24 protein-coding genes are annotated in these 25767 nt (G+C 44.8%); 13 read left to right on the top strand and 11 right to left on the bottom strand.

Annotation, left to right across the window (positions count from 1 at the left end; translation table 11 throughout):
* The first annotated feature begins 66 nt into the window (after nucleotides 1–66).
* Complete coding sequence (locus CHH91_RS01605; RefSeq protein WP_095221319.1) at nucleotides 67–1392, top strand: MFS transporter; 1326 nt, start codon at nucleotides 67–69, stop codon at nucleotides 1390–1392.
* Here CHH91_RS01605 and CHH91_RS01600 read toward each other — a convergent pair.
* Both CHH91_RS01600 and CHH91_RS01595 read right to left on the bottom strand, forming a co-directional pair.
* A complete protein-coding gene (locus tag CHH91_RS01600; protein WP_095221317.1) occupies nucleotides 1389–1742 on the bottom strand; it encodes a hypothetical protein in 354 nt (117 codons plus the stop codon). The genes CHH91_RS01605 and CHH91_RS01600 overlap by 4 nt on opposite strands.
* Nucleotides 1743–1924: 182 nt before the next feature.
* Nucleotides 1925–2809 (bottom strand): methyl-accepting chemotaxis protein, encoded by an 885-nt coding sequence (locus CHH91_RS01595; RefSeq protein WP_286160666.1) that lies wholly within the window; start codon nucleotides 2807–2809, stop codon nucleotides 1925–1927.
* A 351-nt stretch (nucleotides 2810–3160) separates the two neighbouring features.
* On the opposite strand from CHH91_RS01595, the gene CHH91_RS01590 reads away from it, so the two are divergent.
* Both CHH91_RS01590 and CHH91_RS01585 read left to right on the top strand, forming a co-directional pair.
* Nucleotides 3161–3889 (top strand): AzlC family ABC transporter permease, encoded by a 729-nt coding sequence (locus tag CHH91_RS01590; protein ID WP_095221314.1) that lies wholly within the window; start codon nucleotides 3161–3163, stop codon nucleotides 3887–3889.
* Nucleotides 3886–4209 (top strand): AzlD domain-containing protein, encoded by a 324-nt coding sequence (locus CHH91_RS01585; protein ID WP_095221312.1) that lies wholly within the window; start codon nucleotides 3886–3888, stop codon nucleotides 4207–4209. Before CHH91_RS01590 ends, CHH91_RS01585 begins: the two co-directional genes overlap by 4 nt.
* A 48-nt stretch (nucleotides 4210–4257) precedes the next feature.
* Here the strand turns inward: CHH91_RS01585 and garD are convergent, their stop codons facing one another.
* Both garD and CHH91_RS01575 read right to left on the bottom strand, forming a co-directional pair.
* Nucleotides 4258–5787, bottom strand: coding sequence for a galactarate dehydratase (gene garD, locus CHH91_RS01580; RefSeq protein WP_095221564.1), 1530 nt, complete (start codon nucleotides 5785–5787; stop codon nucleotides 4258–4260).
* 124 nt (nucleotides 5788–5911) lie between these two features.
* Nucleotides 5912–7270: an MFS transporter gene (locus CHH91_RS01575; protein ID WP_095221310.1), complete on the bottom strand. Its 1359-nt coding sequence runs from the start codon at nucleotides 7268–7270 to the stop codon at nucleotides 5912–5914.
* A 432-nt stretch (nucleotides 7271–7702) separates the two neighbouring features.
* Between CHH91_RS01575 and CHH91_RS01570 the strand changes: the two genes are divergently transcribed.
* The 4 genes from CHH91_RS01570 (at nucleotide 7703) to CHH91_RS01555 (ending at nucleotide 10856) form a co-directional block, all read left to right on the top strand.
* The gene (locus tag CHH91_RS01570; RefSeq protein ID WP_095221308.1) at nucleotides 7703–8524 is read left to right on the top strand and encodes an amino acid ABC transporter substrate-binding protein; all 822 of its coding nucleotides are present in this window, start codon (nucleotides 7703–7705) and stop codon (nucleotides 8522–8524) included.
* Nucleotides 8511–9209, top strand: coding sequence for an amino acid ABC transporter permease (locus CHH91_RS01565; protein ID WP_095221306.1), 699 nt, complete (start codon nucleotides 8511–8513; stop codon nucleotides 9207–9209). Before CHH91_RS01570 ends, CHH91_RS01565 begins: the two co-directional genes overlap by 14 nt.
* Nucleotides 9210–9221: 12 nt before the next feature.
* Nucleotides 9222–9968 carry an amino acid ABC transporter ATP-binding protein gene (locus CHH91_RS01560; protein WP_095221305.1) on the top strand — a complete coding sequence of 249 codons (747 nt, stop codon included), beginning with the start codon at nucleotides 9222–9224 and terminating at the stop codon, nucleotides 9966–9968.
* A gap of 120 nt (nucleotides 9969–10088) precedes the next feature.
* Complete coding sequence (locus CHH91_RS01555) at nucleotides 10089–10856, top strand: SDR family NAD(P)-dependent oxidoreductase (RefSeq protein ID WP_095221303.1); 768 nt, start codon at nucleotides 10089–10091, stop codon at nucleotides 10854–10856.
* A 16-nt stretch (nucleotides 10857–10872) separates the two neighbouring features.
* Here the strand turns inward: CHH91_RS01555 and CHH91_RS01550 are convergent, their stop codons facing one another.
* Nucleotides 10873–11835, bottom strand: coding sequence for a LysR family transcriptional regulator (locus CHH91_RS01550; RefSeq protein ID WP_095221302.1), 963 nt, complete (start codon nucleotides 11833–11835; stop codon nucleotides 10873–10875).
* A 127-nt stretch (nucleotides 11836–11962) separates the two neighbouring features.
* On the opposite strand from CHH91_RS01550, the gene CHH91_RS01545 reads away from it, so the two are divergent.
* Nucleotides 11963–13009, top strand: coding sequence for a 2,3-butanediol dehydrogenase (locus CHH91_RS01545; RefSeq protein ID WP_095221300.1), 1047 nt, complete (start codon nucleotides 11963–11965; stop codon nucleotides 13007–13009).
* Between the two features lie 34 nt (nucleotides 13010–13043).
* Here CHH91_RS01545 and CHH91_RS01540 read toward each other — a convergent pair whose 3' ends face one another.
* From CHH91_RS01540 to CHH91_RS01530, 3 genes are all read right to left on the bottom strand, one after another.
* Nucleotides 13044–13976, bottom strand: a complete 933-nt coding sequence (locus CHH91_RS01540) for an aldo/keto reductase (protein WP_095221299.1) — start codon at nucleotides 13974–13976, stop codon at nucleotides 13044–13046.
* Between the two features lie 113 nt (nucleotides 13977–14089).
* Nucleotides 14090–16288, bottom strand: coding sequence for an MMPL family transporter (locus tag CHH91_RS01535; RefSeq protein ID WP_095221297.1), 2199 nt, complete (start codon nucleotides 16286–16288; stop codon nucleotides 14090–14092).
* A 72-nt stretch (nucleotides 16289–16360) separates the two neighbouring features.
* Nucleotides 16361–16969 (bottom strand): TetR/AcrR family transcriptional regulator, encoded by a 609-nt coding sequence (locus CHH91_RS01530; protein ID WP_095221296.1) that lies wholly within the window; start codon nucleotides 16967–16969, stop codon nucleotides 16361–16363.
* A 111-nt stretch (nucleotides 16970–17080) separates the two neighbouring features.
* On the opposite strand from CHH91_RS01530, the gene CHH91_RS01525 reads away from it, so the two are divergent.
* Together CHH91_RS01525 and CHH91_RS01520 are read left to right on the top strand one after the other, a co-directional pair.
* Nucleotides 17081–18016, top strand: coding sequence for an alpha/beta hydrolase (locus CHH91_RS01525; RefSeq protein ID WP_095221294.1), 936 nt, complete (start codon nucleotides 17081–17083; stop codon nucleotides 18014–18016).
* A gap of 162 nt (nucleotides 18017–18178) precedes the next feature.
* The gene (locus CHH91_RS01520; RefSeq protein WP_095221292.1) at nucleotides 18179–19663 is read left to right on the top strand and encodes an aldehyde dehydrogenase family protein; all 1485 of its coding nucleotides are present in this window, start codon (nucleotides 18179–18181) and stop codon (nucleotides 19661–19663) included.
* Nucleotides 19664–19735: 72 nt separating this feature from the next.
* Here the strand turns inward: CHH91_RS01520 and CHH91_RS01515 are convergent, their stop codons facing one another.
* From CHH91_RS01515 to pepT, 3 genes are all read right to left on the bottom strand, one after another.
* Nucleotides 19736–20341, bottom strand: a complete 606-nt coding sequence (locus tag CHH91_RS01515) for an alpha/beta hydrolase (protein ID WP_095221291.1) — start codon at nucleotides 20339–20341, stop codon at nucleotides 19736–19738.
* Between the two features lie 14 nt (nucleotides 20342–20355).
* On the bottom strand, nucleotides 20356–20808 hold the full coding sequence (locus CHH91_RS01510) for a MarR family winged helix-turn-helix transcriptional regulator (protein ID WP_095221289.1): 453 nt from the start codon (nucleotides 20806–20808) through the stop codon (nucleotides 20356–20358).
* 101 nt (nucleotides 20809–20909) lie between these two features.
* Complete coding sequence (gene pepT, locus CHH91_RS01505) at nucleotides 20910–22142, bottom strand: peptidase T (protein ID WP_095221287.1); 1233 nt, start codon at nucleotides 22140–22142, stop codon at nucleotides 20910–20912.
* Between the two features lie 110 nt (nucleotides 22143–22252).
* Here pepT and CHH91_RS01500 point away from each other — a divergent pair, with 110 nt between their 5' ends.
* The 3 genes from CHH91_RS01500 to CHH91_RS01490 all read left to right on the top strand — a co-directional run bounded on the left by CHH91_RS01500 (nucleotide 22253) and on the right by CHH91_RS01490 (nucleotide 25711).
* Entirely contained in the window at nucleotides 22253–23350 is a 1098-nt protein-coding gene (locus tag CHH91_RS01500; protein ID WP_095221285.1) for an NAD(P)/FAD-dependent oxidoreductase, read from the top strand.
* A 47-nt stretch (nucleotides 23351–23397) separates the two neighbouring features.
* Entirely contained in the window at nucleotides 23398–24363 is a 966-nt protein-coding gene (locus CHH91_RS01495; RefSeq protein WP_095221284.1) for an alpha/beta hydrolase, read from the top strand.
* Nucleotides 24364–24460: 97 nt separating this feature from the next.
* A complete protein-coding gene (locus CHH91_RS01490; RefSeq protein WP_095221282.1) occupies nucleotides 24461–25711 on the top strand; it encodes an MDR family MFS transporter in 1251 nt (416 codons plus the stop codon).
* Nucleotides 25712–25767: the final 56 nt, after the last annotated feature.

The following is a 25767-nucleotide window of genomic DNA, read 5'->3' as shown; positions in this document are numbered from 1 at the left end:
TTTTTTTGTAAATAGACATGCGGGTAAACAAGCATGAGGTATAGTGGAAGAAAAAGGAGGTTTCCTATGGAAAGTAAACGTTTAAGGCGGACATCCGATCAAAACCGGGGCTTTGGTTTTTTGCTGTCTCTGCCTATTTTGTCGTGGGCTTTATATGACTTTGCCAATACGATTTTTTCATCAAATATTACAACCGTCTTCTTTCCATTTTATGTAACCGATGCAATTGGCAGTACCGCAGAACTGGAACAGCTAGGCAATACGCTAATTGCCTATGCGAATGCGCTGGCCAGCTTCTTTCTTGTCATCTTCTCCCCATTATTTGGGGTGTGGATAGACAAGACTGGTTATAAACAGCGTTATATCATCCGGTTCGCTGCGGTCTCGATTCTGTGTACAGTTTTAATGGGTCTATTTGCAGGATGGGATTCGGAAAAAGTGTTATGGGGAATGCCAGTACCGTTTGTAGCAACTGTTCTTGTATTTGTACTGGCCAAGTTCTTCTATAACAGCAGCCTTATATTTTATGATGCGAAAATCAGTGATTTGGTACCGAGGAATCGTCTATCGACATTATCAGGGTTCGGTGTAGCTGTTGGTTATATGGGCACGCTTGTAGGCTTACTTGTTTATTTTTGGCTGGATGAAGGATACGAATATGTATTTCTTGCTACGGCAGGTCTGTATTTAGTGTTCACACTTCCGATTGTATTCTTCCTCAAAGAAAAGAAGTCGGTACAGAAACAGGATAGTGTCAGTCTATTAACTGGTTATAAAGAAATTTTCGCCACCTTCAAGGAAATACGTAAGCATCAATCCATTTTTAGGTTCATGGTAGCTTATTTCTTTGTTAATGATGCGATAGCGACAACTATTGCTGTCATGAGCGTATATGCTGTCACGGTTGTTGGGTTCAGTTCAGGACAGTTCATCATTCTCTATCTCGTATCCACCGTTACGGCTATCATAGGTTCCTTTTGTTTTGGACAGATAGCTGGCAGGGTAGGTGCCCATCGATCATTCTCATTTGTGGCTTTAATCATGGTAATTGCTTTGACGATAGGAGTATTGGCAACAGCGCAATGGATGTTTTGGGTAGCAGGCAGTCTTTTCGGGATTGCATTGGGATCAATTTGGGTTACATCGAGGATTTTAATTGTAGATTTATCTCCAGTTGATAAACAAGGGCAGTTCTTTGGCTTGTTCGCCTTTTCGGGAAAGGTATCTTCGATCATCGGGCCGATGATTTATGGTAGTATTACGCTGGTTTTAAGGGGATACGGAGATTTGGCTAGCAGAATTGCATTGACCTCACTTATCGTGCTCACTCTGATAGGTCTGCTTGTCCATATGGCAAAAAAGAAAACTCCGGACGGGATGGCGGCGTGTTAACGCGTCCGCCATTCCTCCAGTGAATCTACGAAGGTGCCGGTAAAATGCACACTTCTTGCGATATTAAAAAGCTGTACTTTCGCTAAAATGGAAATTGGATTGATGATGACAATATTACGGAAACCGAGCTCGTCATATAACTTAAAAGCATCAGCAATTCGATAAACCAGATTCTGCTTTATCACATTCAAATGAATAAGGTCGACAATTAAGTCGTATTCGGTTGCTTGGATAGATCCGAATGTTTCATAAAGTGTCTCCATGAAGGCCGCGGATTCATTATTTTTAAAGAACCCTTCTGCCGTAATATGGAGCACTTTCTGTTTGTCATCAATCTCAAATTTGTACATACTGAATTACTCCCCAAACTTCATTCCTTAACGGGATTTAAGCGTACTAGCTTTGCTGATTTATGTCAATTAACCATTCGCCCTCTTGGTAATCAGATGTTTTAGTTTCGACAAATAATACATGTGAGTATTATACTAGTCTATTTTTGGGCAGGTGAAAAAGCCCACAATAATGCGGTTCTTTAAATAAGAAGGCTGAGCTCGTTTGCTTGTTTATCCAGATTCTGGGCTGCTTGCTCAAGGGTATAAAGTTCTTCTATAACCTCCTGAACTCGCAATTTACCATCCATACTCCGTTGCTGAGCCTGATGTGAGACAGATTCAATCTGATGAATATGCCCAGTCATCTTCCCGATATTATCTTGAGCCTGTTTTGCTGCTTCTGCTGCTTGTGATGCCAGTTTCCGTACCTCATCTGCAACAACATTGAACCCTCTGCCATGTTCGCCTGCGTGAGCTGCTTGAATGGCAGCATTCAATGCTAGTAGATTCGTCTGGTTTGCAATGTCTCTGATAGATTTGACAAGTGATTGAATAGAGCCTGCTTGTTTACTTAAGGCTTCCGCCGCATCGATATTAGCGGTCGTGGCAGCAACGATGGAATCGATCGAATCTGCAGCGCCGTTGTTTTTTTCGATACCGGAACCCGTGCGGGCACGAAGATGATTTGCCATTTGCTGCAGGTCGGATGTAATGGTCTTAGTTCCAATTTCTCGTGCTGTAATGTCAGTTGCCACTTTCAGGACAGCTTGCACTCCGCCATTCTCATCATGAACAGGCATGTATGTAGCTTCCAGCCAGATTACATCACCATTCCTTGCAATTCGCATGATCTTATCCTGGAAAGAATGACCGCTGCGCAGACGGCTCCAGAACTGGTTATAATCTGTGCTATGGGCAAAATCCGGAGCACAGAATTGCCGGTGGTGCTTACCTGGCAGCTCTGTCTTTGGATAGCCTATGGTTGCAGCGAAGTTCTCGTTAGCCCACAATACTTTGCCGAACGGCGTGAACTCTATCATAGCTAAAGATTTCTCCGCTGCGGTTAAAACGGCATTGTCATCCAGGACTTGTGTCGTAGATTGCTGGTTAATTATTATTGTAATCTTCTCCTATTCTTTTTGAAACTAAGTATTTATACCTAGATTCTGCGGTTGGAAAACATATTATAGTTATATATATATCTTCCTAAAAAAAGTTAGTTCTGACTGATAATATACTTTGTTATTAATAGCGCATAGAGAAAGACTATGGGAATATATAATCTTGACTAGATTCATCGTAATCTATACAGAGAAAGGATATAATGCTAAAACTCTTTTTAGGAAGTTTTTAAGAGGCTTTGTGTTATTCCCATTAAGTACCTCCCTTTGATATACTGACAACCAATACTAGAGAAGTTTGAAGGTGAGAGCAGAATGGCCGATGTACAAGCATCTATTGGTGCGGAGGAGAATAATGATATTACTTTCAGGCAGGGGGTAAGAGATTGTATCCCTACACTGCTTGGATATATCAGCATAGGTATTGCTGCTGGAGTAGTAGGTATTGCAGCAGGACTCAGTGCGCTGGAGGTAGTGTTACTGGCAGTACTTGTATATGCTGGGTCGGCTCAATTTATATTTGCTGCCTTAGTGCTTGATGGAAGCCCGGCTGCCGCAGTTATTTTAACGACCTTTATTGTGAATTTACGCCATTTTCTTGTGAGCGCGACACTGGCACCGCATTTTACGCAGTATTCTGTTTGGCGGAACATCGGATTTGGCGTGCTGCTGACAGATGAGACTTTTGGGGTGGCTTCCAGCAAGGTGCAACAGAGGCGGAAAATGACGGCAAGCTGGATGAATGGGTTGAACGTGACAGCTTATATATGCTGGATTATTTCTTGTGCTTTCGGTGCATTGTTTGGTAATTGGATAGCAGATCCAGAGGCATTTGGTCTGGATTTCGCATTGACCAGTATGTTCATTGCACTGCTTGTTCTGCAGCTGGATGCAATTGAATCGACGAAATTAAAGCACTACATTCGGTTAATATTGTGTATCGTCATACTGATGATAGGTTTCTCATTTTTTGTCAGTTCCCATATGGCTGTACTGCTGGCTACCATTCTTGGCGCAACGATAGGGGTGGTGACGGAGAAATGAACGTATCTTTTTCCATGCTGCTGCTGATTGCTGCTTGTGCGGCAGTGACGATAGTACCGCGTGTATTGCCTTTTTTGATCATCAGAAATCTAAAACTGCCAGTGCTTGCCTTGAGGTGGCTGTCTTACATCCCTATATGTATACTGACTGCACTTGTTGTCTCGAATGTTCTAGGGGAAAACGGACCACTTTCCTTCGACTGGCAGGTCATCGCAATCATGATTCCTACCATTCTTTTCGCACTTTGGACCAAGAGTCTATTATTTACGGTAGTAATTGGTGTTGTGCTCATGGCTGGTTTGCGCTTTTTCATAGGATAAAAGAAAAACCCCGATGCTCTAGTCTCAATGCATCGGGGTTTTTCTCTTTCACGTAACTGGAGCAGGGTTGAATAGAGCTAGATCATTATGGGTTCCCCAATGATCTGCCCAGGTCTGTTTTCTTCCGCTTGCTACATCCAGTATAAAGTGGAAAATCTCCCAGCCAACTTCTTCTAATGTTGCTTCTCCAGTAGCAATTGTACCAGCATTGATATCAATTAAATCCTTCCATTGCTGGTGAAGGGCGGTGCGTGTTGATATCTTTACGACAGGGGCCATCGCCAGACTGTATGGTGTGCCGCGGCCAGTTGTGAAGAGCTGCAGGTGGATGCCGGAAGCGAGCTGGAGCGTACCGCAGACAAAGTCGCTGGCTGGAGTGGCAGCAAATAATAAACCCTTCGTTTCAGCACGTTCTCCAGGTGCGAGGACATCTGCAATTGTGCTTTGTCCAGACTTGGCGACAGAGCCTAAAGCTTTTTCTACGACATTGGATAAACCGCCTTTTTTATTCCCGGGTGACGGATTGGCGCTCCGATCTGCCTGACCAGAAGCTAAATAACGGTCATACCAATCCATTTCGTGAACTAGTTTTTCGGCAACTTCCTTGCTGGCGGCTCGAGGTGTAAGTAAATGGATTGCATCCCGAACCTCCGTCACTTCGGAAAACATAACTGTTGCTCCGGCGCGGACAAGCAAATCCGATGCATAACCAACGGCAGGGTTTGCGGTAACGCCGGAGAAAGCATCACTTCCGCCGCATTGTGTGCCAATAACCAAGTCAGAGACAGGACAAGTTTCCCGTTTTCTTTTATTCAGCATAGTTAGCTTTGCTTCGGCCTTTTCTATGATTTTGTCCACCATTGCATGAAAGCCTTGCTGATCCTGCAGCATAATAATATCCTCATCGTTTCCGCTAGGATTGACTCGTGATGGAATGAGTTTCTCACAGCCCAGACCGATGACTAGTGTCTCACCGCCAAAGTTCGGGTGACGGGCTAAGTTCTGTACAGTGCGAATCGGGATGATTGCTTCTGGTGCCTGGATAGCAACCCCACAGCCATACGCATGATGAAGACCGACAATATCATCCACATTTGGATAGTTCGGCAGAATATCCTGTTTCAGTCGCTTAACTGCGTGATCCATGACACCGACGACACATTGGACACTTGTTATAATGCCAAGTATGTTCTTGGTGCCGACTGATCCATCCGGATTCCGATAACCTTCGAATGTATAGCCTTCCAATGAAGGAAGGTGCACAGCAGGAGCAGGGGAAAGAGAGAGTTCATCCAGCGGCGGTGGGGTGGGCATGAGCAAGTGACGTTCTTGGACCCAGCTGCCGGTAGGAATATCTGTTGTGGCATGCCCGATCACTTCACCGTAGCGGATAACAGGTTCGCCTGTTTGGATGGGCTGCAAAGAAATCTTGTGGCCTTGGGGAATGTGCTCCTGTGTGACGATGTCATCTGCAAGGGAAGTTCCGCCAGCAAGACCACCATCGGCAACTGCGATTGCAACATTGTCTTGTTCATGTACTTTAACAAAATAAGGGTTAGTCGTGGATTTCAATTGTATTCCTCCTCCTTTGTAAGCGATTTCAATTAGAAGCAATAAAAAAGAATGGGACTATTTGTTATTTTGTATAATTGTATGACCATTAACGAGTGCTGTCAATAGGATATGGAAGAAGCAGCCGAATTCATCCCGCTGCTTCTTCCAGTTGTTTTGAATAGACAGCTGTGATTAAGAAAGTTACTCCGGTGATGACGAGGACAATCATTAATAACCGGAACCCAGGCAGCGACAAGTCAGAGCCGAATACAATCGCTAAGACAACAGAAGAAAGAATGGAACCAAGGTATCTGCATGTCTGGAAGAGGCCTGAGCTTGTCCCGACAATGGACTCGGGGGAAGCGTGCAGCATGGCTGCTTGCAAGGTGACATTACCGATGCCGTAGCTAATTCCAAGAAAAATGAGGACAGTACCAATGTTTCCGAGAGTCAGGTGCTGGGATATGGCAGCTAATGTTGCGGTTCCGCCAATCATGAGCACAGCTCCGACAATCGTAGGAATACTTGTACCGGAACGATCGATCCAGCGACCCATCAAGAATGACACAAGCGTACTTGCACCAGAAAGGAAAATCATCATCAAACCGCTCGTCTTCAGGCTGTAATGCAAAACATCCTGGAAGAAGCTCGGCAGTCCGAAGAAGAGACTGTAGTTGAATATGTTCAATAGTATGAACTGGATGTAGACAAGCGTCAGCCGTTTATTGCTCCGCAATAGACGGACATCGATAAAAGGGAAGGCAGTGTGTAATTCACGCACAATGAATGCTGCAAGAAAAATAATACCTATACCCAATGGCAGCAAATGGACGCCATGCTCGAAAGACAGCAGAAAGTACAATAGAAAGCTCATACCGATTGCAAATAGAATAATTCCAATGGTGTCGAGTTGTTTCCAGAACTCCCGGAAAGTGTAGTGCATAGTTTCAGGATCCTTTGGGACAGCGAACCAAGTCAGCAGAAAGCTAAGCAAAATGAATGGAGCATTCACTGTAAAAATGGACTGCCAGCCAGCAAAGTCGATCAGAAATCCGCCGGCGGTTGGACCAAATGCTGACATGGACGAAGTGAAAATGGATAGTATGGCAAGTGCTGACGCTTGTTTCTCATGTATATGAGTACGCACAAGTGCCATACCAGCTGGAAAAATGGAACTGCTGCCAACTGCCTGGAACAGCCGCATGCCCAATAAAATAAGGAATGTGCCTGCAAATGGGGCACCAACAGCGGAAACAGCAACGAGCAGCAGGCCGATCAAAAGCATCTTGCGCCGTCCAATAAGATCTCCGACCTTGCCGGCAATTGGAACAACAATCGCACTTGCTAAATAGTAAGTAGAAATAAGCCATGAGACTGTGGCAAAGCTCAGTGAAAAATCATGCTGGATAGCATGAAGTGCCAAAGAAATCATCGAAGAATTCAGTGGATTGAGCATTGTCCCTGTTGCGATAGCTGTCAGGAAAAGGCCGCGTTGCTTTTTATTCATTCCACTATACCGAAAGAGGCCTCTTTATTCAGGCCGATAGAAGGGAGAACGAATTTACAAGCAGCTTTATAGTTTTTTTTCACGATATTGGTCATCTCTGTTACCTCCAGCTTTCACTCTGCTGTTAATGTGACCATTCTGCGTTTTCTTTACACCTATTCGCTTTCATGTACTTTATTCCACATGGAATGAAATAAGTTCCATCCATTTGCGGGCTGGGTATTGTAACACGGAACGTCTTAAATTTCCTTTTGGGAGGATGTGTGGATTACTACTTGAATTAAGCTGAATGACGAGCTGCAGTTACGTTTATAATAAGCGCATAGCATGTGATTTAATCCTGATTAGTTTACTCAGACTTTTTTCTTTACTTTTCCTGATGTTGGCCTTAAACTGATGAAGTTAAAAATTATAGAAAAGTGGGTTTGGTACATGAAGAAAGCACTATTAGGTCTACTATTTATGTCGATATTTGCAATTCTTGCTGCCTGTGGCAACGGAGATGATTCTGCTTCCGATTCTGGTGATAAAGGCGGCAACGCTGATCTTTGGCAAGAAGTTCAAGATAAAGGTGAAATTACAGTAGGAACAGAAGGAACATACTCTCCGTTCACATTCCATGATGATAATGGTGAACTTACAGGTTATGACGTGGAAGTGATGAAGGAAGTCGGTAAGCATTTGGGTCTTGAAGTGAAATTTGAAGAGACACAATGGGATTCCATGTTCTCTGGTTTGAACAGTGATCGTTTCGATGTGATTGCGAACCAAGTGGGTAAAGGGGAAAATGACGAACGTGTCGGTCAGTATGACTTCTCAGATCCATACACAAAATCTCAGTCTGTTGTCGTAACAGCTGCAGATAACAATGACATCAAATCGATTGAAGATGTAGAAGGTAAGACATCCGCACAGTCTCTAACAAGTAACTACAATGCATTGGCTACTGAAGCTGGCGCGGAAATTGAAGGTGTGGAAGGCTTGGCTCAATCCATTCAGCTGATTGAACAGGGTCGTGTTGACCTTACTTTCAACGATAAGCTTGCTGTGCTTGACTATCTGAATAATACGGATAAGGAAGCACCTGTGAAAATCGCTTTCGAAACTGGCGAACCTTCCGAGACATACTTCACATTCCGTAAGGATAGCGGTGAAATTGTCGATCAGTTCAACAAAGCACTTGATGAGATGCGTGAAGATGGTACATTAGCGGAAATCTCGACGAAATGGTTTGGCGAAGATGTTAACAAATAATATGGTATTCGGCGGGATTGTCATCCCTTGGGAGCTGTTGCAGCAGTCATTCTGGCCGATACTGATCGAGGGGATCAAAGTCACGATCCCCTTGACTCTTATTTCGTTCTTTCTAGGCATCATCATCGCACTCATCACGGCACTGGTTAGGATCTCGAATATCAAGCCTTTGCGGTGGATTTTTTCTGTTTATGTCTCTGCTATCCGCGGCACACCGCTGCTTGTTCAGCTATTCATTATTTTCTACTTACTGCCGGAATTAAATATTATGATAGATCCTTATCCGACAGCAATTATTGCTTTTTCCTTAAACGTCGGAGCATATGCTTCGGAAATCATCCGGGCATCCATTCTCTCAGTTCCTAAGGGGCAGTGGGAGGCAGGCTTTACAATCGGGATGACTTATCGGAAAACATTGTTTCGTGTCATTCTGCCCCAGGCGCTGCGAGTTTCCGTACCGCCTTTATCCAATAGCTTTATTAGCTTAGTGAAGGAAACATCATTGGCATCTCAGATTCTCGTAACCGAGCTGTTTCGTAAGTCACAGCAAATCGGTGCGACGAATTTGGATCAGATTGTTTACATCTATATCTTGGCTGCCTTCATTTATTGGATCATCTGTTTCGTCCTTTCGCTGGCGCAGCACCAGCTCGAACGCAGATTAGACCGCTATACAGCAAGGTAAGGAGGGGTGGCTATGCTAGCAGTAAAAGGTTTAAAGAAAACTTTCGGTACAAATACAGTACTGAAATCAATAGATATGCAAGTGAATAAAGGTAAGGTAATCGCAATCCTTGGACCATCCGGTTCTGGTAAGACAACCTTGCTTCGCTGTCTCAATGCACTGGAGATACCAGATGAAGGTATCGTCGGCTTTAAAGATCATCAAGTCAATTTCGGCCAGAAGGTGAAACAACAGGATTTGATTAAGCTGCGCCGTAAATCAGGGATGGTATTTCAATCTTATAATCTATTTCCGCATCGCACTGTTCTGGAGAATGTCATGGAAGGGCCTGTTCAGGTTCAGAAACGGGACAAACAGACTGTTAAAGCGGAAGCAATTGAATTGCTTGATAAAGTAGGACTGAAGGATAAAAAGGATCTTTATCCTTATCAGCTATCCGGCGGGCAGCAACAGCGTGTAGGTATAGCACGTGCGCTTGCAATCAAGCCTGAATTGATGCTTTTTGATGAACCTACTTCAGCACTGGATCCTGAGCTGATCGGAGAAGTGCTCCGTGTCATGAAGGATCTGGCTAACGAAGGCTGGACGATGGTTGTTGTCACGCATGAGATTAAATTCGCACAGGAGATCGCGGATGAAGTCATCTTCATCGATGGCGGTGTCATTGTGGAGCAAGGACCGCCGGCAGAAGTGCTGTCTCATCCAAAAGAGGAGCGTACGCAGCGCTTCCTGCATCGCATTTTGAATCCTACAGAGTAACAGGAGAACAATCATGTTCTCCTGTTTTTTTTGTAAAGTTATAAGCATTCTAGTTGAACATAGTAAGAAGGTTACCGATAATAAGTAGGATAGTACATATTCTGAGAGGGGACTTAAGAGATGGAATTCAAAGATAAAGTGGTACTTATTACAGGCGCAGCAGGCGGAATTGGAATCGCAGCTGCTAAGAAATTTGCAGCAGAAGGAGCAAAACTTGCTCTTGTCGATCTTTCACAGGAAGCGCTTGAGAAAGCTGCAGCATCCATTGATGCAGAGAAAATCTTGCTGGCAGCAAATGCTGCGAAGGAAGAAGACGTAATTGACTACGTGCAAAAAACCAAGGAACAGTTCGGCCGTATTGATGTGTTCATCAATAACGCTGGTATCAACGGAGAGTTCAAGAATATCGTTGATTCAACTGTCGAGAACTTGGAAAAAGTATTGGCTGTCAACGTAGTAGGCGCCTTCCTTGGTTTGAAACACGTATTGAGAGTAATGACAGAACAGAAGAGCGGTGCTGTCGTGAATACAGCTTCTAATGGCGGCTTGCTTGGTGCTCCAGGCATGAGTGCTTATATTGCTTCAAAACACGCCCTTATCGGAATCAATAAAACGGCAGCTTTGGAAGTAGCGGACTATGGCGTACGTGTCAATGCAGTTGCACCATCTGGTGTAGATACAGCCATGATGCGCTCTATCGAAACAAATGCAGCTAAAGGCCATGAAGAAGAAGCTAGAAAAGGCTTTGAAGCGAGTGTACCGATGAAGCGCTATGCTACAGCGGAAGAGATCGCTGATTTGATGCTATTCCTTTCTTCTGAAAAAGCATCATTCATCACGGGTTCTTATTATCGAATCGATGGCGGACAAGGAACAACATCTGCTTAATTTTAAAACACGCCTGTCAAAGGACAGGCGTGTTTTTTATATGCGTGTATAGTGATGGATCTGACTTTACGTGTAGCTCTTCCTTAGCAAGGATAGTTTCTTCCAATTCACGTAAGAATGTTCTAGCTACGCGGGAGAGTGTATTGTTTCCGTGATAGACATAGCCGAAAGAGTAGGTCTGAAAAAATGGCGGAGCAAAGTGAAGAAGTGTGATGTCTTTGCTTCTCGAAAGCTCAGCATCGGTCCGAAAAGCATAGTCAAAGCCGATATTGATAGCTGTTTCATTCTCAACCATATTTCGTATTGTTTGTACGTTGTTCGTGGTGAACAGGATATCGTATTGCAGCGATTTGAACTGGCGCATGAATGCCTGGATATAAGCGTCATTATAAAGAACGATCGGCTGCTTAACAAGCATCTCTTCCGTAATCAATTTTTCCTTAGCTAGCGGATGCCGGTTATTGACAGCTGTCACCATATGTCCATCAAGCAGTTTCTTAAAGACAAGATTACGATATTTTTGAACTTCCTTCTCTGTATAAATGACAAGTCCGATATCTACAGCTTCGGCATCAACTTTCCTCATGATACGCTGTGAGGTGTTCTCAAATAATGAAGCTTTAATATTTGGATGAAGCTTGCGGAACTCAGAGAAAAGCTCAACTAAAATTTCCATTGGTCCAGGGAAACTTGCAATCTTAAGCTCTCCATTCAGAGATTCTGTATATGTCTCTGCTTCATCAGTGAATTCCTGCAGTTTCTCTAAGACAGCCTCTGCATGCTGAATAAGTTTGCTGCCTTCCTCGGTTGGCGTCGTGCCTGTGCGTGAACGGCGGAAAAGACTGATATTCAACTCCCTTTCCAGGTTGGTAAGTGCTTGGCTCAGTGCTGGGAGAGTGACATGCTGTTCAGCGGCAGCTGCTTTTAACGAGCCTGATCGTGCGATGGCTACTATATATTTCAATTGTTCGATAGTCATGTCGATCCCTCATTCATTTAGTTAAGCAAACGTTTATTTAAGTTAAATAACCCGAAATTTATTATAACATTTTCCAGCAGTATACTAGAAATGTAGAAATAAATGCTGCTAAAAGGGGATGGAACAAATGAAAGCATTACGTTGGCACAATCAGAAAGATGTGAGATTAGAAGAGATTGACGAGCCTGTCATCAAACCGAATCAAGTGAAAATGAAGGTTAAATGGTGCGGTATTTGCGGAAGTGACTTGCACGAATATCTTGGAGGACCGATTTTCATTCCAGTAGATAATCCGCATCCGCTGACTGGTGAAGTGGCTCCAGTGACAATGGGACATGAATTCTCTGGTGAAGTAGTTGAAGTAGGACCAGAAGTGAAAGAATATCAGGTTGGCGATCGTGTTGTTGTAGAACCTATCTTTGCAACACATGGCCACCAAGGCGCATATAACTTGGACAAGCAAATGGGATTCCTTGGACTTGCCGGTGGGGGCGGCGGCTTGAGTGAATACGTAGCAGTCGATGAAGAGCTGCTGTTCAAGCTTCCGGATTCTTTAAGCTATGAGCAAGGTGCATTGGTGGAGCCTTCAGCAGTTGCGTTATACGCAGTACGTTCCAGTAAGGTAAAAGCAGGGGACAAAGTAGCTGTATTCGGATGCGGTCCAATCGGTTTGCTTGTTATAGAGGCCTTGAAAGCAGCAGGTGCAACGGAAATTTATGCTGTTGAACTTTCACCGGAACGTCAAGCAAAAGCGGAAGAGTTAGGTGCAATTGTCGTCGATCCAAGCAAGGTGGATGATACAGTTGAGGAAATCAGAAGATTGACAGATGGTGGTGTAGAAGTTGCCTTTGAGGTAACAGGCGTACCAGTGGTCTTGCGTCAGGCGATTCAGTCTACAGATATAGGTGGCGAAACAATGATCGTCAGCATCTGGGAAAAACCAGCTGAAATCATGCCAAATGATATTGTGATTCAGGAGCGTTCTATCAAAGGTATCATTGGTTATCGGGATGTATTCCCGCAAGTGCTTTCCTTAATGGAAAAAGGCTACTTCTCAGCTGAGAAGCTTGTCACAAAGAAAATCAAGCTGGATGAAGTAGTTGAAGAAGGATTCGAAACCTTGATCAAAGAAAAGAACCAAGTGAAGATTCTTGTTCAATCTGAACAAGAATAAAGGAAAAGCGGATGCCTGAGCATCCGCTTTTTTCTTATCTGAAGATCTTGTCGATCGCTTCGATATCATCTGCTGATAGCTTCACGTCGAGTGTTTTCAGGTTATTCAGTACTTGTTCCGGACGTTTCGCTCCAGGGATGATCGCATCGATGCTGTCTCGTGTCAGGTACCAAGCGAGCACGACACGCGCAACCTCTGCATTCTTTTTAGAAGCGAGATCACGCAGCTGATCCACTTTTTTCAGGTTTTGCTTGAACGTTTCACCTTGGAATAGTGGATCATTCGCGCGCAAATCGTCAAACGTCGTATTTTCGTCGTATTTACCGCCCAGCAAGCCAGATGCAAGCGGGAAGTAAGGTACGAAGGAGATATTATTTTCAGCTGTATACGGGAGAAGATCGTTTTCTGCCCCGCGTTTGAACAGATTATATTCAGACTGCAATACATCTACATAACCATCAATATTCGCTTCTTTCAGCTGTTCGATCGAGAAGTTGGAAACACCGATGCTTTTGATTTTACCTTGATCCTTCAATTCCTTCAGCGCGCCGACAGCTTCTGCTTTCGGTGTATCTTCATCAGGGAAGTGGATATAGAACAAATCAATATAATCTGTCTGCAGACGCTTCAATGCGCTATCCACAGATTCCTTCAAGAATTGCGGAGAGTTGTCCATCAGTGTTTCACCATTGATGATTTTGTGGGCTGCTTTCGTTGCAATTACAATGTCATCGCGTTTGCCGCTTTCTTTGATAACCTGACCGACAAGCTCCTCAGATCTTTCCGGTCCGTAAATATAAGCTGTATCAAAGAAATTCATCCCATTTTCAATCGCTTGGCGGACAACCTCCTTGCCTTGATCCTCATCTAAGTTTGGATAGAGATTATGGCCTCCGACTGCATTCGTACCGACTCCAATCGGGTTAACATACAAACCGGATTTTCCTAATTGTACACGTTCTGTCATTTCTTGCTCAGCTCCTTTTTATAAGTCTGTCCTAACTGTAGCAAATAGACATGTGTATATGGAAAAGATTTGCTTGAAGAAAAGAAACGGGACAGCATAGCTGTCCCGCATTTTTAGGCATGCGCCTTTTGTTCATTTTCTTCTGTTTGCTGAATCCGTTTCTTCCAAGGCCAGAAAGCCCATTTACCGAGAATCGCTGTGATAGCAGGTACAAGGAAAGGACGTACTAAGAAGGTGTCGAGCAGCACACCTATTGCTGTGATTGTTCCGAAATGGACAAGTATTTGAATAGGCAATGTCGTCAATACAGCAAATGTTGCTGCCAAAATCAGACCGGCAGACGTGATAACACCGCCTGTATGTGCAACACCGTCAGCAATAGCTTGCTTAAGCGGCATCGTTTTACTTCGTTTCCAAATACTTGAGATCATGAAAATGTTATAGTCTTCTCCAAGCGCAACAATGAACACGAAAGCATACAACGGGATAAAGCCTTGGATTGCTTCAACACCGAATCCGTAGTGCAGGATAAGCCAGCCAAGGCCCAATGCACTAAAGAAGGAAAGTAAAACAGTTGCGACCAAATAGATCGTAGCCGTAATTGATCGCAAATAGGTGAGCAAAAGTAAAGTTATGAAGCCGACAACGATTGGGATAACCCATTTTTCATCATGCTTCGTCACTTGCTGTGTATCATACTGTTCTGCTGTTTGACCACCAATCCAAACACTATCGGCATCTCCGATTGTATCCGATACGGTTTCCTTTATGTCAGGTATGTGTGCCATTGCTTCATTTGAGTAAGGATTTTCATCCAGTTCAAGCTGGATACGGATCAGTTGATCGTTTGACTCTGACTGCTCCGGATCCATTACAGCAGCTGCATAAGGCAACTCTTCCAAAGCGCTCCGGACAGCCTCTGGATCACTTGTCTCAGCAAGGACGGAAACAGGTGCAAGCTCACCAGCATTTACGTGATCTGTCAGTATTTCAAATCCTTCTTTTGATGGCATATCATCTGGGAAGGATGACAGCGTATCATACGTATACGTGATACGGGATGAAATTCCGGCAAGAATTCCAAGTACAACAATTGTAATGATAGCTATCTTCCATGGGTGGCGAATGACAAGTCCGCCCACGCTATTGCCAATCTTATTGTGCGGTTTCTTCGTACGAACTGGCTTTCCTTTTTCTTTTGCGCGCTTCTCTTGCATATCTTCTGTTCTAGGGATGAACGGGAAGAAGGAGGCGCGTCCAATAATAGTGAGCAAAGCTGGCACGAGTGTAAGACTTGCAAGCAGCATAATAAAGATAGCGATTCCGAATGGAATAGCAAATCGATTAATCGATCCATAATCAGCAACAAGTAAGACTAGCATGGCAACGATTACGGTTAATCCACTCATGGCAATTGCTCCGCTCGCAGAGGAAAGGGACCGGATGATTGCTGTCTTCTTGCTCTTTATCTCCCAGAGATTTTCCCGGAAGCGAGTGATGAGGAATAAGCAGTAATCGGTACCAGCACCAAAGAGCAGTACAGTCATGATTGCAAGTCCCTGCGAATCAAATGAAATCAATTCGGCTTTTCCTAATGCACCAAGAATTGGGCTTATGACTAAATAAGCAAAACCTACACCGATAAGAGGCACAAATGCCAATATCGGAGATCGATAGATAACGAGAAGGAAGATAAGCACAATCAGTACGGTTCCAAATAGAAGTGTCGTATCTCCTTGAGAGAAGAGGCCGACAGCATCAACGGAAATACTGGCAGGACCCGTCGCTCGGACGAGCAGATCGCCGCTATTAAAATCTTGTTCAAATGGATTTTGCGTGAATGCTTCATTCGCTGTATCTTGGATTTTTTCAAGACCAGCTTCGACCGTCTCTGTTGCTGTACCATTATCAAAAAGGATCGGCATGACGAGTGTCGTACCGTCATCTGAAAGCTGTTCTTTTAATGCTGGAAGCGGAATATCCTGAAATGGCGTCACGGTTGCAGCTTCCAAGTCAGCTTCCTGTAAATCAGCGCTGAACTGCTGAATTGACTGCAGGTCTTCATCTGTCAGCCCATCCTCCTGATACCACGTCAGCAAGGCAGGCAGACCGCTGTTGTCAGCGAATTCCTCTTCTATGATACGAGCTGCTTCCTCGCTGTTCGTATCGTTCAGGAATGTTTCAGCTTGCTCATCTTCCTGAGAATTTGCCTGCGGCAAAATTAGATTTAATACGAGTGCAAGGACAATCCAAGCAGCCAGAATGATCCAGCGCCCAGATTTGCCGCTAATAAAAGCACCTAATTTTTGCATGAATGATCCTCCTAATTAATTTATCAACTGATAAGTTATACCCAAAAAATAAAAGATTATGCACATAATCTTTTATTTTTTCCGGATTCCGTCAAAAAGGATGTCTACAAGCATCTTCGATTTCTTGTCTGCGAACGCACGCCGGGCTTCATGATCCTCCTTGGATGGAGGCAGGAAGGATTTCATCATTTCAAGTACGAAAAATGTCAGCTCCATTGGCGGGGCAGAAGACATAGAAGATATATCACCTTTTGCGATTCCTTCTGTCAGTGTCTGCATAACCGGATTGAAGTAGCTGCGCATCCACCAGTCTTGAATCGTTTTCCGGTGCTGCTCATCAATCTCGTATTGCAAATCATGAAACATCTGCGTCATGTCACCTTGATGGTTCATAATCATAAAAGAGGCTATCTTCCGAATGCGCTCTTTGCTGTCAGCATGATCCTGCAGCACATGTGCCATTGCTTCCTCCGTCTGGACCATGATGGAACGGACAACTTCAAGATAGATGGCCTGTTTATTTGGGAAATGATGATATAAAGCTGGCTGTGTAATGCCGCATTCCTCTGCTATCCGGCGGGTTGAAATCGCCCGGTAGCCATGTGTCATGAAAAGCCGTTGAGCTGTCGCAATAATAGTGCGCTGGGTCTGTTCAGCGGAAACTTCTTTTTTTCTAGCCATAATGCCTGCCCTCTTCAATAACTTATCACTTGATAAGTTAACTCATTTTGTTTGAAAAAGCAATGATTGTCTTACTTATTGTAAAATAGAATATAAAAAGGGGGTAGTGATATGGGGAGAAAAGGGTTATTTCTTTCCGTTGCCGGCTTGCTTGGAGGGTACACAGCTATTGTTGCGACACTGGTGAACAAAGAACTGCGGCAAATGAAAGCCTTCACCGAGGAAGAGACGATCAGCCGTGAGGTGGAGGCTGGCCGCTACAACAAAGCGGCTTATGATGCACTGCGCAAGGAGGAATTCAGTGTACCTTCAAGTGAGGGGAAGATTTATGGTACACATTATGTAGGAGATCCAGATTCCCGGCATGTCATGGTCATCTCGCATGGAGTAGCAGTTAATAAATATAATAGCATCAAATACATGAACGTATTTCTGGAACTAGGTTTCAACGTTGTATTGTACGATCAACGCAGGCATGGACTTTCCGATGGCAAAAGTATTACGTATGGCTATCAGGAAAGGCACGATCTTGCCCGGGTGATACAGTGGACGAAGGAAAGATATGATTACGACTTAAAGCTTGGTGTGCATGGCGAATCAATGGGTGCAGCAACTGCTCTGCTTTATGCGGGTACAGTGGAGGATGGGGCAGATTTCTATATCGCCGATTGTCCTTACAGTGATTTTGCAGAACAGGTCGCTTACCGGCTGAAGGTCCAATTCCGTCTGCCGCGGCAAGTGTTCCTGCCAGCTGCAGAATTAATCGTGCGTAAATTGGATGGCTATCGTTTCCGGGATGTTTCCCCGATCCATTCTGTTGCGAATATCGAGAAACCGGTTCTCTTTATCAGCAGCTTGCCAGATTCTTATATACCTGTTCAGATGACGAAAGACTTATATGACAGGAAACGAAGTGGGTACAAGCATTTGCATCTGTTCGAAAAGGGTGATCATGCGATGTCGCTTGCCGATAACAAGCAGGAATATGAACAAGTTGTAAAGCAGTTCCTGCAAAATATCAGGATGGAGGCTCAGCCTGTCGGTTGAGCTTTTTTTATGTCGAAATATAGCGTACTATTCTTCCGTGCTATCAATTGCTTTCTATAACCTTTAGATGCTACCATATCAACTGTAAGCGGTTTCTTGTAGTCTATTATCTCGCATCATGACGCTTAGACAAAACTAGAATACAATCTGAGGAGGATTTCTATGAGTCAATTAGCAGCAGGTATGCACGAGAAAGTGGAGCGTTTTCTGAATGGGACGAAGAAGCTGTATATCAATGGGGAGTTCGTGGCAAGTGCAACAGAGAAGACTTTCGATTCGTATAACCCGGCAACGGGCGAAGTACTAGCAACTGTTTATGAAGCTGGATCGGAGGATATAGACCGTGCAGTGAAGGCTGCACGACTTGCATTCGATGAAGGCCCTTGGTCAACAATGACGGCAGCAGAACGAAGCAGAATCATGTATAAGCTGGCGGACTTAATGGAAGAAAATGCAGATGCACTAGCCCAGCTCGAAACATTGGACAATGGGAAACCGATCAGGGAAACGACAAATGCGGATATTCCGCTGGCAATTGAACATATGCGCTATTATGCAGGCTGGTCGACTAAGATCGTCGGACAGACGATTCCTGTTAATGGCCCATATTTCAACTATACAAGACATGAAGCACTGGGAGTGGTGGGGCAAATCATCCCATGGAACTTCCCGCTCTTAATGGCGATGTGGAAGCTCGGAGCAGCACTGGCTACCGGATGTACGGTTGTACTGAAGCCTGCAGAGCAGACGCCATTGTCTGCATTATACTTAGCTGAACTGGCAGAGGAAGCTGGATTCCCTGCTGGTGTCCTCAATATCGTACCAGGCTTCGGGGAAACGGCAGGTCAGCCGCTTGTCGATCATCCGCAGGTTGATAAGATTGCATTCACGGGATCCACAAGCGTCGGGAAACAAATCATGGCGAATGCATCTAAAACACTCAAGCGAGTAACATTGGAGCTTGGCGGAAAATCACCGAATATTGTTCTGCCAGATGCCGATTTGACAAAAGCAATTCCTGGCACATTGAATGGTGTCATGTTCAACCAAGGACAAGTTTGCTGCGCTGGATCGCGTGTTTTCATCCAGAAGAAGCAATTCGATAATGTGATTGCCGACATGGCTTCCCATGCAGAGAAAATCAAGCAGGGTGCTGGTATGCATGCAGATACGGAAATCGGTCCGCTCGTATCATTGGAGCAGCAGGAGCGAGTGCTTGGCTATATAGAGAAGGGGAGAAGTGAGGGAGCAGAGCTGGTCACTGGGGGCGGTAAGCCGCAGGAGCAAGGCTATTTTGTCTCACCGACGATCTTCGCTGATGTCCGTGATGAAATGACGATTGCCAAGGAAGAAATCTTCGGACCAGTCATATCGGCAATGCCTTATGACGATCTGGATGAATTGATTCGCCGTGCGAATGCCAGCGAATACGGTCTTGCTGCAGGAGTATGGACGCAAGATGTCACAAAAGCACATTATATCGCAAACCGTCTTCGCGCTGGAACAGTATGGGTGAACTGCTACAATGCTTTCGATGCCGCATCTCCTTTCGGCGGATATAAACAATCTGGTATCGGAAGGGAAATGGGATCTTACGCATTGGATAACTATACGGAAGTAAAGAGTGTTTGGATCGGGATGGAATAATGCTAAAAGAGCCTGCGCTTAGTAGTGCGGGCTCTTTTAGTGCAAAAAAAAGCATACGCCATAGACGTATGCTTAAAAGTGTTTACGATACCATTCGGCAGCTGCTTGAACCTCTGTATGGGTTAGACTATGTCCATTACTTTCCCAGTGTATGGATGCATCAGCACCAGTTTCCTTCAGCATTTGCTCAAGCTCAATTGCTTCGGATCTCGGGCAGATTGGATCGTTATCTCCAGCTGTGATGAACACAGGTGTTCCTTGCTGCTCAGCAAGTGTGATATTTCGTCTTGGCACCATTGGATGGTGTAAGATTGCGCCTTTGAGTGAGCCAGTATAGTGATACAGGAGGCTGGCTGCAATATTAGCACCATTGGAATAACCGATTGCGATAATATTGTCTCGATTGAATTCGTATTTCTTTGCTGCTTCATCAAGGAAGCTGCGCAGTTCTTCTGTCCGGAAAATCAAATCCTCTTCATCGAAAATACCTTCAGCAAGACGTTTGAAGAAGCGCGGCATGCCATTTTCAGAAACATTTCCCCGGACACTTAACACGGCTGCATCAGGATCGATCAGGTCAGCCAGCGGCAAAAGATCCCTTTCGGTTCCGCCAGTACCGTGCAGCAGCAGGAAGGTCGGTTTGTCTGCTTGTTTAGCAGCTTTGAAGACATGTATCATGTGTGTTCCTCCTTTTATTTGTCAGTCGAAGAGCCCTCGGCATACAAGCCTAATGTTTTAATATGTTCGATGACTCGGGCTTTTTCATCGTCGTCAAGACCTGCTAAAATGCTGTGAATCGCTTGTTCATGCTTTGGAAAATAATCTTCCATGAAAGCACGTCCTTTTTTGGTCAAAGTTGCGAACGTAATGCGTCGATCCTCTGGGCAGGGACGTCTTCTGATCATTTCTTTTTGAACAAGGCGGTCTACTACATAGCTGATGCTGCTGCTGGATAGCAGTACTTTGCTGCCGATTTTTTGGATCGGCTGATCTCCTTTATGGAATAGCAGTTCCATCACAGCGAATTCCGTCAAATTGATTCCTTGCTTCTTAATATCTTCCTCGACCCTTTTTTTGATGGACTGGAGAGCTCTTGTCAGTACAATGAATAGTTTTAACGATAAGCCTACGTTATCAGTTGCCATAGTCTTTCACGCTTCCTTTTATCTCGAATTCGAGATAATTATATGCAATAAATGACTGAATGTCAATAATAGAGGAGCCGGAAAGACCAGCTCCATGTTTATTAAGCTTTTTCCTCGAACAGTTTTGCGATTTCTATGATAACCTTTGTTGCTTTTTCCATATTGTCGACGGAGATATATTCGAACTTGCCATGGTAGTTTTCACCGCCTGTAAAGACGTTCGGTGTCGGCAAGCCTTTATAAGAAATTTGGGATCCGTCTGTCGCACCGCGAATTGGTTTGATTACTGGTTCAATGTTTAGGCGCTTCATTGCATCGGATGCAATATCGACGATTTCCATGACAGGTTCAATTTTTTCACGCATATTGTAATATTGATCATGCATATCAAGCTGGATACTTCTGTCGCCGTATTCTGCTTTGATCTCAGCAGTAATTTCTTCGAACAATGCTTTTTTCGCCTCGAATTTATCCCGGTCATGGTCCCGCAGAATATACTGGAGCTTCGTCTGTTCAACATCACCTTGAATAGAAAGCAGATGGAAGAAACCTTCGCGTCCTTCTGTATACTCTGGTGCTTCATCTTCCGGCAGCTTGGCATGGAATTCCATCGCGATCTTCATGCTATTGACCATTTTGTTTTTAGCTGTGCCTGGATGCACGTTATTCCCATTGAAAGTAACTTTGGCTTGGGCACCATTGAAGTTTTCATACTCCAATTCACCTAGAGGACCGCCATCCATTGTATACGCGTATGTAGCGCCGAAAGCTTCTACATCGAATTTATGCGGTCCACGGCCGATTTCTTCATCGGGTGTGAAGGCAACGCGAATTTTGCCATGCTTGATTTCAGGATGCTGAATCAAATATTCCATCGCCGTCATGATCTCTGCTATACCAGCTTTATTATCTGCTCCTAGAAGCGTCGTTCCATCTGTCGTCATCAGCGTATGCCCTTTGTAGCCAGGCAATTCTGGAAATTCAGCTGCGGACAAAACGACATCAAGCTTTTCATTGAGCGTGATATCATTTCCGTCAAAGTTCTCGATCACTTGCGGATTGACATTCTTACCAGTGAAATCTGTTGCTGTATCGACGTGTGCCATAAAACCGATAACTGGTACGTCTTTATCTGTTGTGGCCGGCAGTGTTGCCATTACATAGCCATTTTCATCGATTGTGACTTCTTCCATCCCAATCTGTTTCAGCTCATCGACAAGCATATTTGCAAGCTCAAGCTGTCCCGGTGTGGATGGGGTTGTTTCGACGTCTTCATTGGATTGTGTATCCACTTTTGCATATGTAGAAAGGCGGTCGATCAATGTTTGCTTCATTATCTTCATCTCCTTGAAGTTTATATTACTAGTTTAGCATGAAAGGTATACACTGAAACAGATGATGCATGCGTGTATAATAGGGAGAAAAAGAAATTGGGGGAAACGTAATGCATATTGTCGTTGTGGGCGGAGGAATTGCCGGAGCCAGCACAGCCTATCATTTGGCCAGAGCTGGAGCCGAAGTGACGATAGTCGATTCAAAAGCAAAAGGGCAGGCTACCGCTGCTGGAGCAGGTATCATTTCTCCGTGGCTGTCAAAGCGGGTTAGAATCAAACCTTATTTCAGTTTAGCCAAAGCAGGTGCTATCTATTATCCTGAGCTGCTTGAGCTGCTGAAAGAGGATGGTCAGAATAATGTAAGTTATAAGCAAGTGGGAGCATTGTATGTGAGTGCAAGTAAGAAGCGGCTGGATGAGCTGGAAAAACTTGCTTATAAACAGCGGGTTGAGACACCGGAAATAGGGGAAATCAGAAGACTGAGTGCAGAAGAAGCTCGGGTTAAATTCCCGCCGCTGCGGGAAGATATGACAGCTCTCTTTCTTGAAGGAGCCGCTCGGGTTGATGGACGGCAGCTGCTTCAAGCTTTACTGGAAGCAGGAGAAGCACGCGGTGTACGGTATGTGCAGGGAGAAGCATCATTGCTCCATGAAGGAAGCAAGGTTACCGGTGTGTGTGTCGACGAGGAAACTATCGAAGCAGATACTGTTGTAGCAGCAGCTGGAGCGTGGATCAATAAACTGCTGGAGCCGGTTAGCATCAAACTGCCGGTAGAGCCGCAAAAAGGGCAGATCATGCATATGCATGTGAATGCCGATACAAGCAACTGGCCCGTCATTCTTCCGAAAAGCAGTCATTATCTGCTAGGTTTCGATGGCGGAAAAGTTGTGGCAGGGGCTACGAGGGAAGTCGGGTCAGGCTACGATACGAAGCTGACTGCGGCCGGCATGCAGGAAGTGGTACGGGAAGCGTTGAAGGTAGCGCCTGGTCTCGCGGATGAAGAAGTGACAGAATTCCGTGTCGGCCTTCGCCCTGCAGGTCCGAACCCTTATCCGATTCTTGGTCCGGTCAAGAATATGGACGGACTTCATTTGGCTGCTGGATTTGGTCCTGCGGGGCTTAACCTTGCACCGTATTCCGGCAAGCTGGTGGCAGAGGTAATACTTGGACGGACGCAAGACTTGGATATTACACCGTATTTATTATAAGCTAATAGAACAGCGTATGAGCAGACAGAGGGGAGGAAAGAGATAGCATGTTGCGGAGAAAAAGAGCTTGGGTTATAGGTATTGTCATTTTGGCAATTGGTATCCTGCTCCTCATCGGCAGTCTCTTTTCTTCCGAGATTAGAGCATTTATGGCAATTGATCAAAGCAATAAACAGCCGAATATACCTGATCCGGAAAATGTCGTAGCTGTGAAGGATATTGCCTATCCGACCGAGAACTATGATGGCAAATTGGACTTTTATTATCCGGAGGATGCGGAAGGAACGCTTCCGATCGTCATCTATATTCATGGCGGCGGATGGATCGGAGGAGACAAGGAGGCCCAAAATCCATTCACGATGTGGATTGCATCGAAAGGCTACCTTGTTGTGAACGTTAATTACGGGCTGGCACCGGAATATAATTTTCCGACTCAGCTTTATCAATTGAATGATGCCATCGGCTTTGCGCTGAGAGAAGCACCCCGTTACCATGGTGATACGGAACAAGTATTCGTCGGCGGAGGATCAGCGGGTGCAAACCTTGCCGGCATGGTCGCTGCAATGGCTACCAACCCAACTACAGAATCTGTAATTGGCGAGAATTCAGCTCTTCAGCCGGAACAGGTTCGGGGTACCTTGCTTTACAATGGTGTATTGAATCTTGAAGAAGCCCAGCAAACGGGTTTCAGCAATATGACGACATTCCTTTGGTCGTATACAGGAAACAAAAACTATAGCCATGACCCACGACTGCGAGACATGTCTCCGGTATTTCAGATTACGGACGATTATCCTCCTACTTTCATTTCATCCGGTGAGTCTGATAAACTGCATCCCCAAAGTGTGGAAATGGCAGATGAACTGGAGAAGGTAGGGGTGGAAGTAGAAAGGATGTTCTTTGACACTTCCCATCCGGCGGCTGGGCATGAATACCAACGGAAATTATATTTGGAAGAAGCGCAATACAGCTTTGAGCATATGATCGACTTTTTGCAATCACATTCGGAATGACCTCTGGCTAAGCCTGGGGTCATTTTTTCTTCCAATCCCCATGGAATTTCCTGTAAAATATCTATATAATTAGAAAATATAGAAAAGGGGGAATACGATGCGATTTAGGGATTTTCATCCAAATATAAAGATAAGGCTTGTGGAATCCTTCGTGTCCAGCTTGATCGGCAGTATGGTAACCCCATTCATGACCATCTACTTAGCAATGCATTTCGGAGCAAAAGTGGCAGGACTGCTGCTTCTTGTCAATGTATTCCTCGGAATCGGGATGTCTTTGCTTGGCGGTTACTTTAGTGATTTATTCGGACGCCGCAAGATCATGCTTATCGCTGAAATACTCCGGCTGGTGGCATTTTTCATGATGACGGTGAGTAATTCACCATGGTTCGAATCAGCTGAGATAACGTATGCAATGATCATGCTGAACAGTATTTGCTGGGGATTGGCTGGACCAGCTAATGACGCCATGCTGATTGATGTCAGTACACCAGATCAGCGACGTTTGATTTATTCTATCGGGTATTGGGCTAGTAATTTATCTATCGCCTTAGGTGGTATTGCTGGTGCGTTCATGTTTGAGAACTATTTATTCCAATTATTCATGGCGCTGACGATCGCAGCAGCAGGAACGTTGTTTGTAGTCTATTTCTTTATTACGGAGACGCATTTTCCAGAGAAAGTGGAGATTAAGCCGCTTCAGCACATCACCCAGATTTTCGGCACCTATCAATCGGTCATGCAGGATCGGCTATTTGTCTGGTTTATTGCAGGTGGGATCCTTGTCCTGAGCATGGAATTCCAGCTGACAAGCTATATCGGAATCCGATTGTCTGAAGAGATGCCGACACAGCAATTCCTGTTTTGGGAAGTGGATGGCGTGAAGATGATGGGCTTTTTGCGGAGTGAGAATACCATTCTGGTTGCTTTGCTTGCCTTATTTGCCGCCAAGCTTATTGTTGGGATGAAGGACAGATTCGTTCTTGTTGCCAGCTGTCTTATCTTTACAATGGGATACGCAGCGCTGACTTTCTCGAATAATATCTGGGTTCTTTTCATCATGATGGCAGTACTAACAATCGGTGAAGTATTCAGAGTGCCAGTGGAGCAGTCCTATATGGCAGCAATTCCGCCGGATGACAAGCGCAGTGCATACATGGCATTCGGTGGTCTCCAGTATAACCTCTCCATGTTGATCGTATCCTTGACCGTTACGCTCAGCGGATTTCTGTCATCCATCACTATGGGGATATTGCTTACGATGATTGGGCTGGCGGGTACTTTCATTATGTATTTGATTACGCCGCAGCTTGATATCAGGAAGCTGAATACCGAGCAAAAGGCAGTATAGTACGACAGGAGCGGACACAATCGGACAGAAAAGTACATGCATACTATAAAAACAGG

The sequence above is a fragment of the Virgibacillus sp. 7505 genome (assembly GCF_002272135.1).
GTDB lineage: Bacteria > Bacillota > Bacilli > Bacillales > Amphibacillaceae > Terribacillus.
This window is presented reverse-complemented; position numbering and strand designations above follow the sequence as displayed.

Coding starts and splice junctions, on each gene's coding strand:
- CHH91_RS01590 (WP_095221314.1), top strand. CDS start 3,161: ATGGCCGATGTACAAGCATCTATTGGTGCGGAGGAGAATAATGATATT.
- CHH91_RS01520 (WP_095221292.1), top strand. CDS start 18,179: ATGAGTCAATTAGCAGCAGGTATGCACGAGAAAGTGGAGCGTTTTCTG.
- CHH91_RS01570 (WP_095221308.1), top strand. CDS start 7,703: ATGAAGAAAGCACTATTAGGTCTACTATTTATGTCGATATTTGCAATT.
- CHH91_RS01535 (WP_095221297.1), bottom strand. CDS start 16,288: ATGCAAAAATTAGGTGCTTTTATTAGCGGCAAATCTGGGCGCTGGATC.
- CHH91_RS01555 (WP_095221303.1), top strand. CDS start 10,089: ATGGAATTCAAAGATAAAGTGGTACTTATTACAGGCGCAGCAGGCGGA.
- CHH91_RS01540 (WP_095221299.1), bottom strand. CDS start 13,976: ATGACAGAACGTGTACAATTAGGAAAATCCGGTTTGTATGTTAACCCG.
- CHH91_RS01550 (WP_095221302.1), bottom strand. CDS start 11,835: ATGACTATCGAACAATTGAAATATATAGTAGCCATCGCACGATCAGGC.
- CHH91_RS01585 (WP_095221312.1), top strand. CDS start 3,886: ATGAACGTATCTTTTTCCATGCTGCTGCTGATTGCTGCTTGTGCGGCA.
- CHH91_RS01525 (WP_095221294.1), top strand. CDS start 17,081: ATGGGGAGAAAAGGGTTATTTCTTTCCGTTGCCGGCTTGCTTGGAGGG.
- CHH91_RS01600 (WP_095221317.1), bottom strand. CDS start 1,742: ATGTACAAATTTGAGATTGATGACAAACAGAAAGTGCTCCATATTACG.
- CHH91_RS01575 (WP_095221310.1), bottom strand. CDS start 7,270: ATGAATAAAAAGCAACGCGGCCTTTTCCTGACAGCTATCGCAACAGGG.
- CHH91_RS01515 (WP_095221291.1), bottom strand. CDS start 20,341: ATGATACATGTCTTCAAAGCTGCTAAACAAGCAGACAAACCGACCTTC.
- pepT (WP_095221287.1), bottom strand. CDS start 22,142: ATGAAGCAAACATTGATCGACCGCCTTTCTACATATGCAAAAGTGGAT.
- CHH91_RS01560 (WP_095221305.1), top strand. CDS start 9,222: ATGCTAGCAGTAAAAGGTTTAAAGAAAACTTTCGGTACAAATACAGTA.
- CHH91_RS01565 (WP_095221306.1), top strand. CDS start 8,511: ATGTTAACAAATAATATGGTATTCGGCGGGATTGTCATCCCTTGGGAG.
- CHH91_RS01530 (WP_095221296.1), bottom strand. CDS start 16,969: ATGGCTAGAAAAAAAGAAGTTTCCGCTGAACAGACCCAGCGCACTATT.
- CHH91_RS01605 (WP_095221319.1), top strand. CDS start 67: ATGGAAAGTAAACGTTTAAGGCGGACATCCGATCAAAACCGGGGCTTT.
- CHH91_RS01500 (WP_095221285.1), top strand. CDS start 22,253: ATGCATATTGTCGTTGTGGGCGGAGGAATTGCCGGAGCCAGCACAGCC.
- CHH91_RS01510 (WP_095221289.1), bottom strand. CDS start 20,808: ATGGCAACTGATAACGTAGGCTTATCGTTAAAACTATTCATTGTACTG.
- CHH91_RS01495 (WP_095221284.1), top strand. CDS start 23,398: ATGTTGCGGAGAAAAAGAGCTTGGGTTATAGGTATTGTCATTTTGGCA.
- CHH91_RS01490 (WP_095221282.1), top strand. CDS start 24,461: ATGCGATTTAGGGATTTTCATCCAAATATAAAGATAAGGCTTGTGGAA.
- CHH91_RS01545 (WP_095221300.1), top strand. CDS start 11,963: ATGAAAGCATTACGTTGGCACAATCAGAAAGATGTGAGATTAGAAGAG.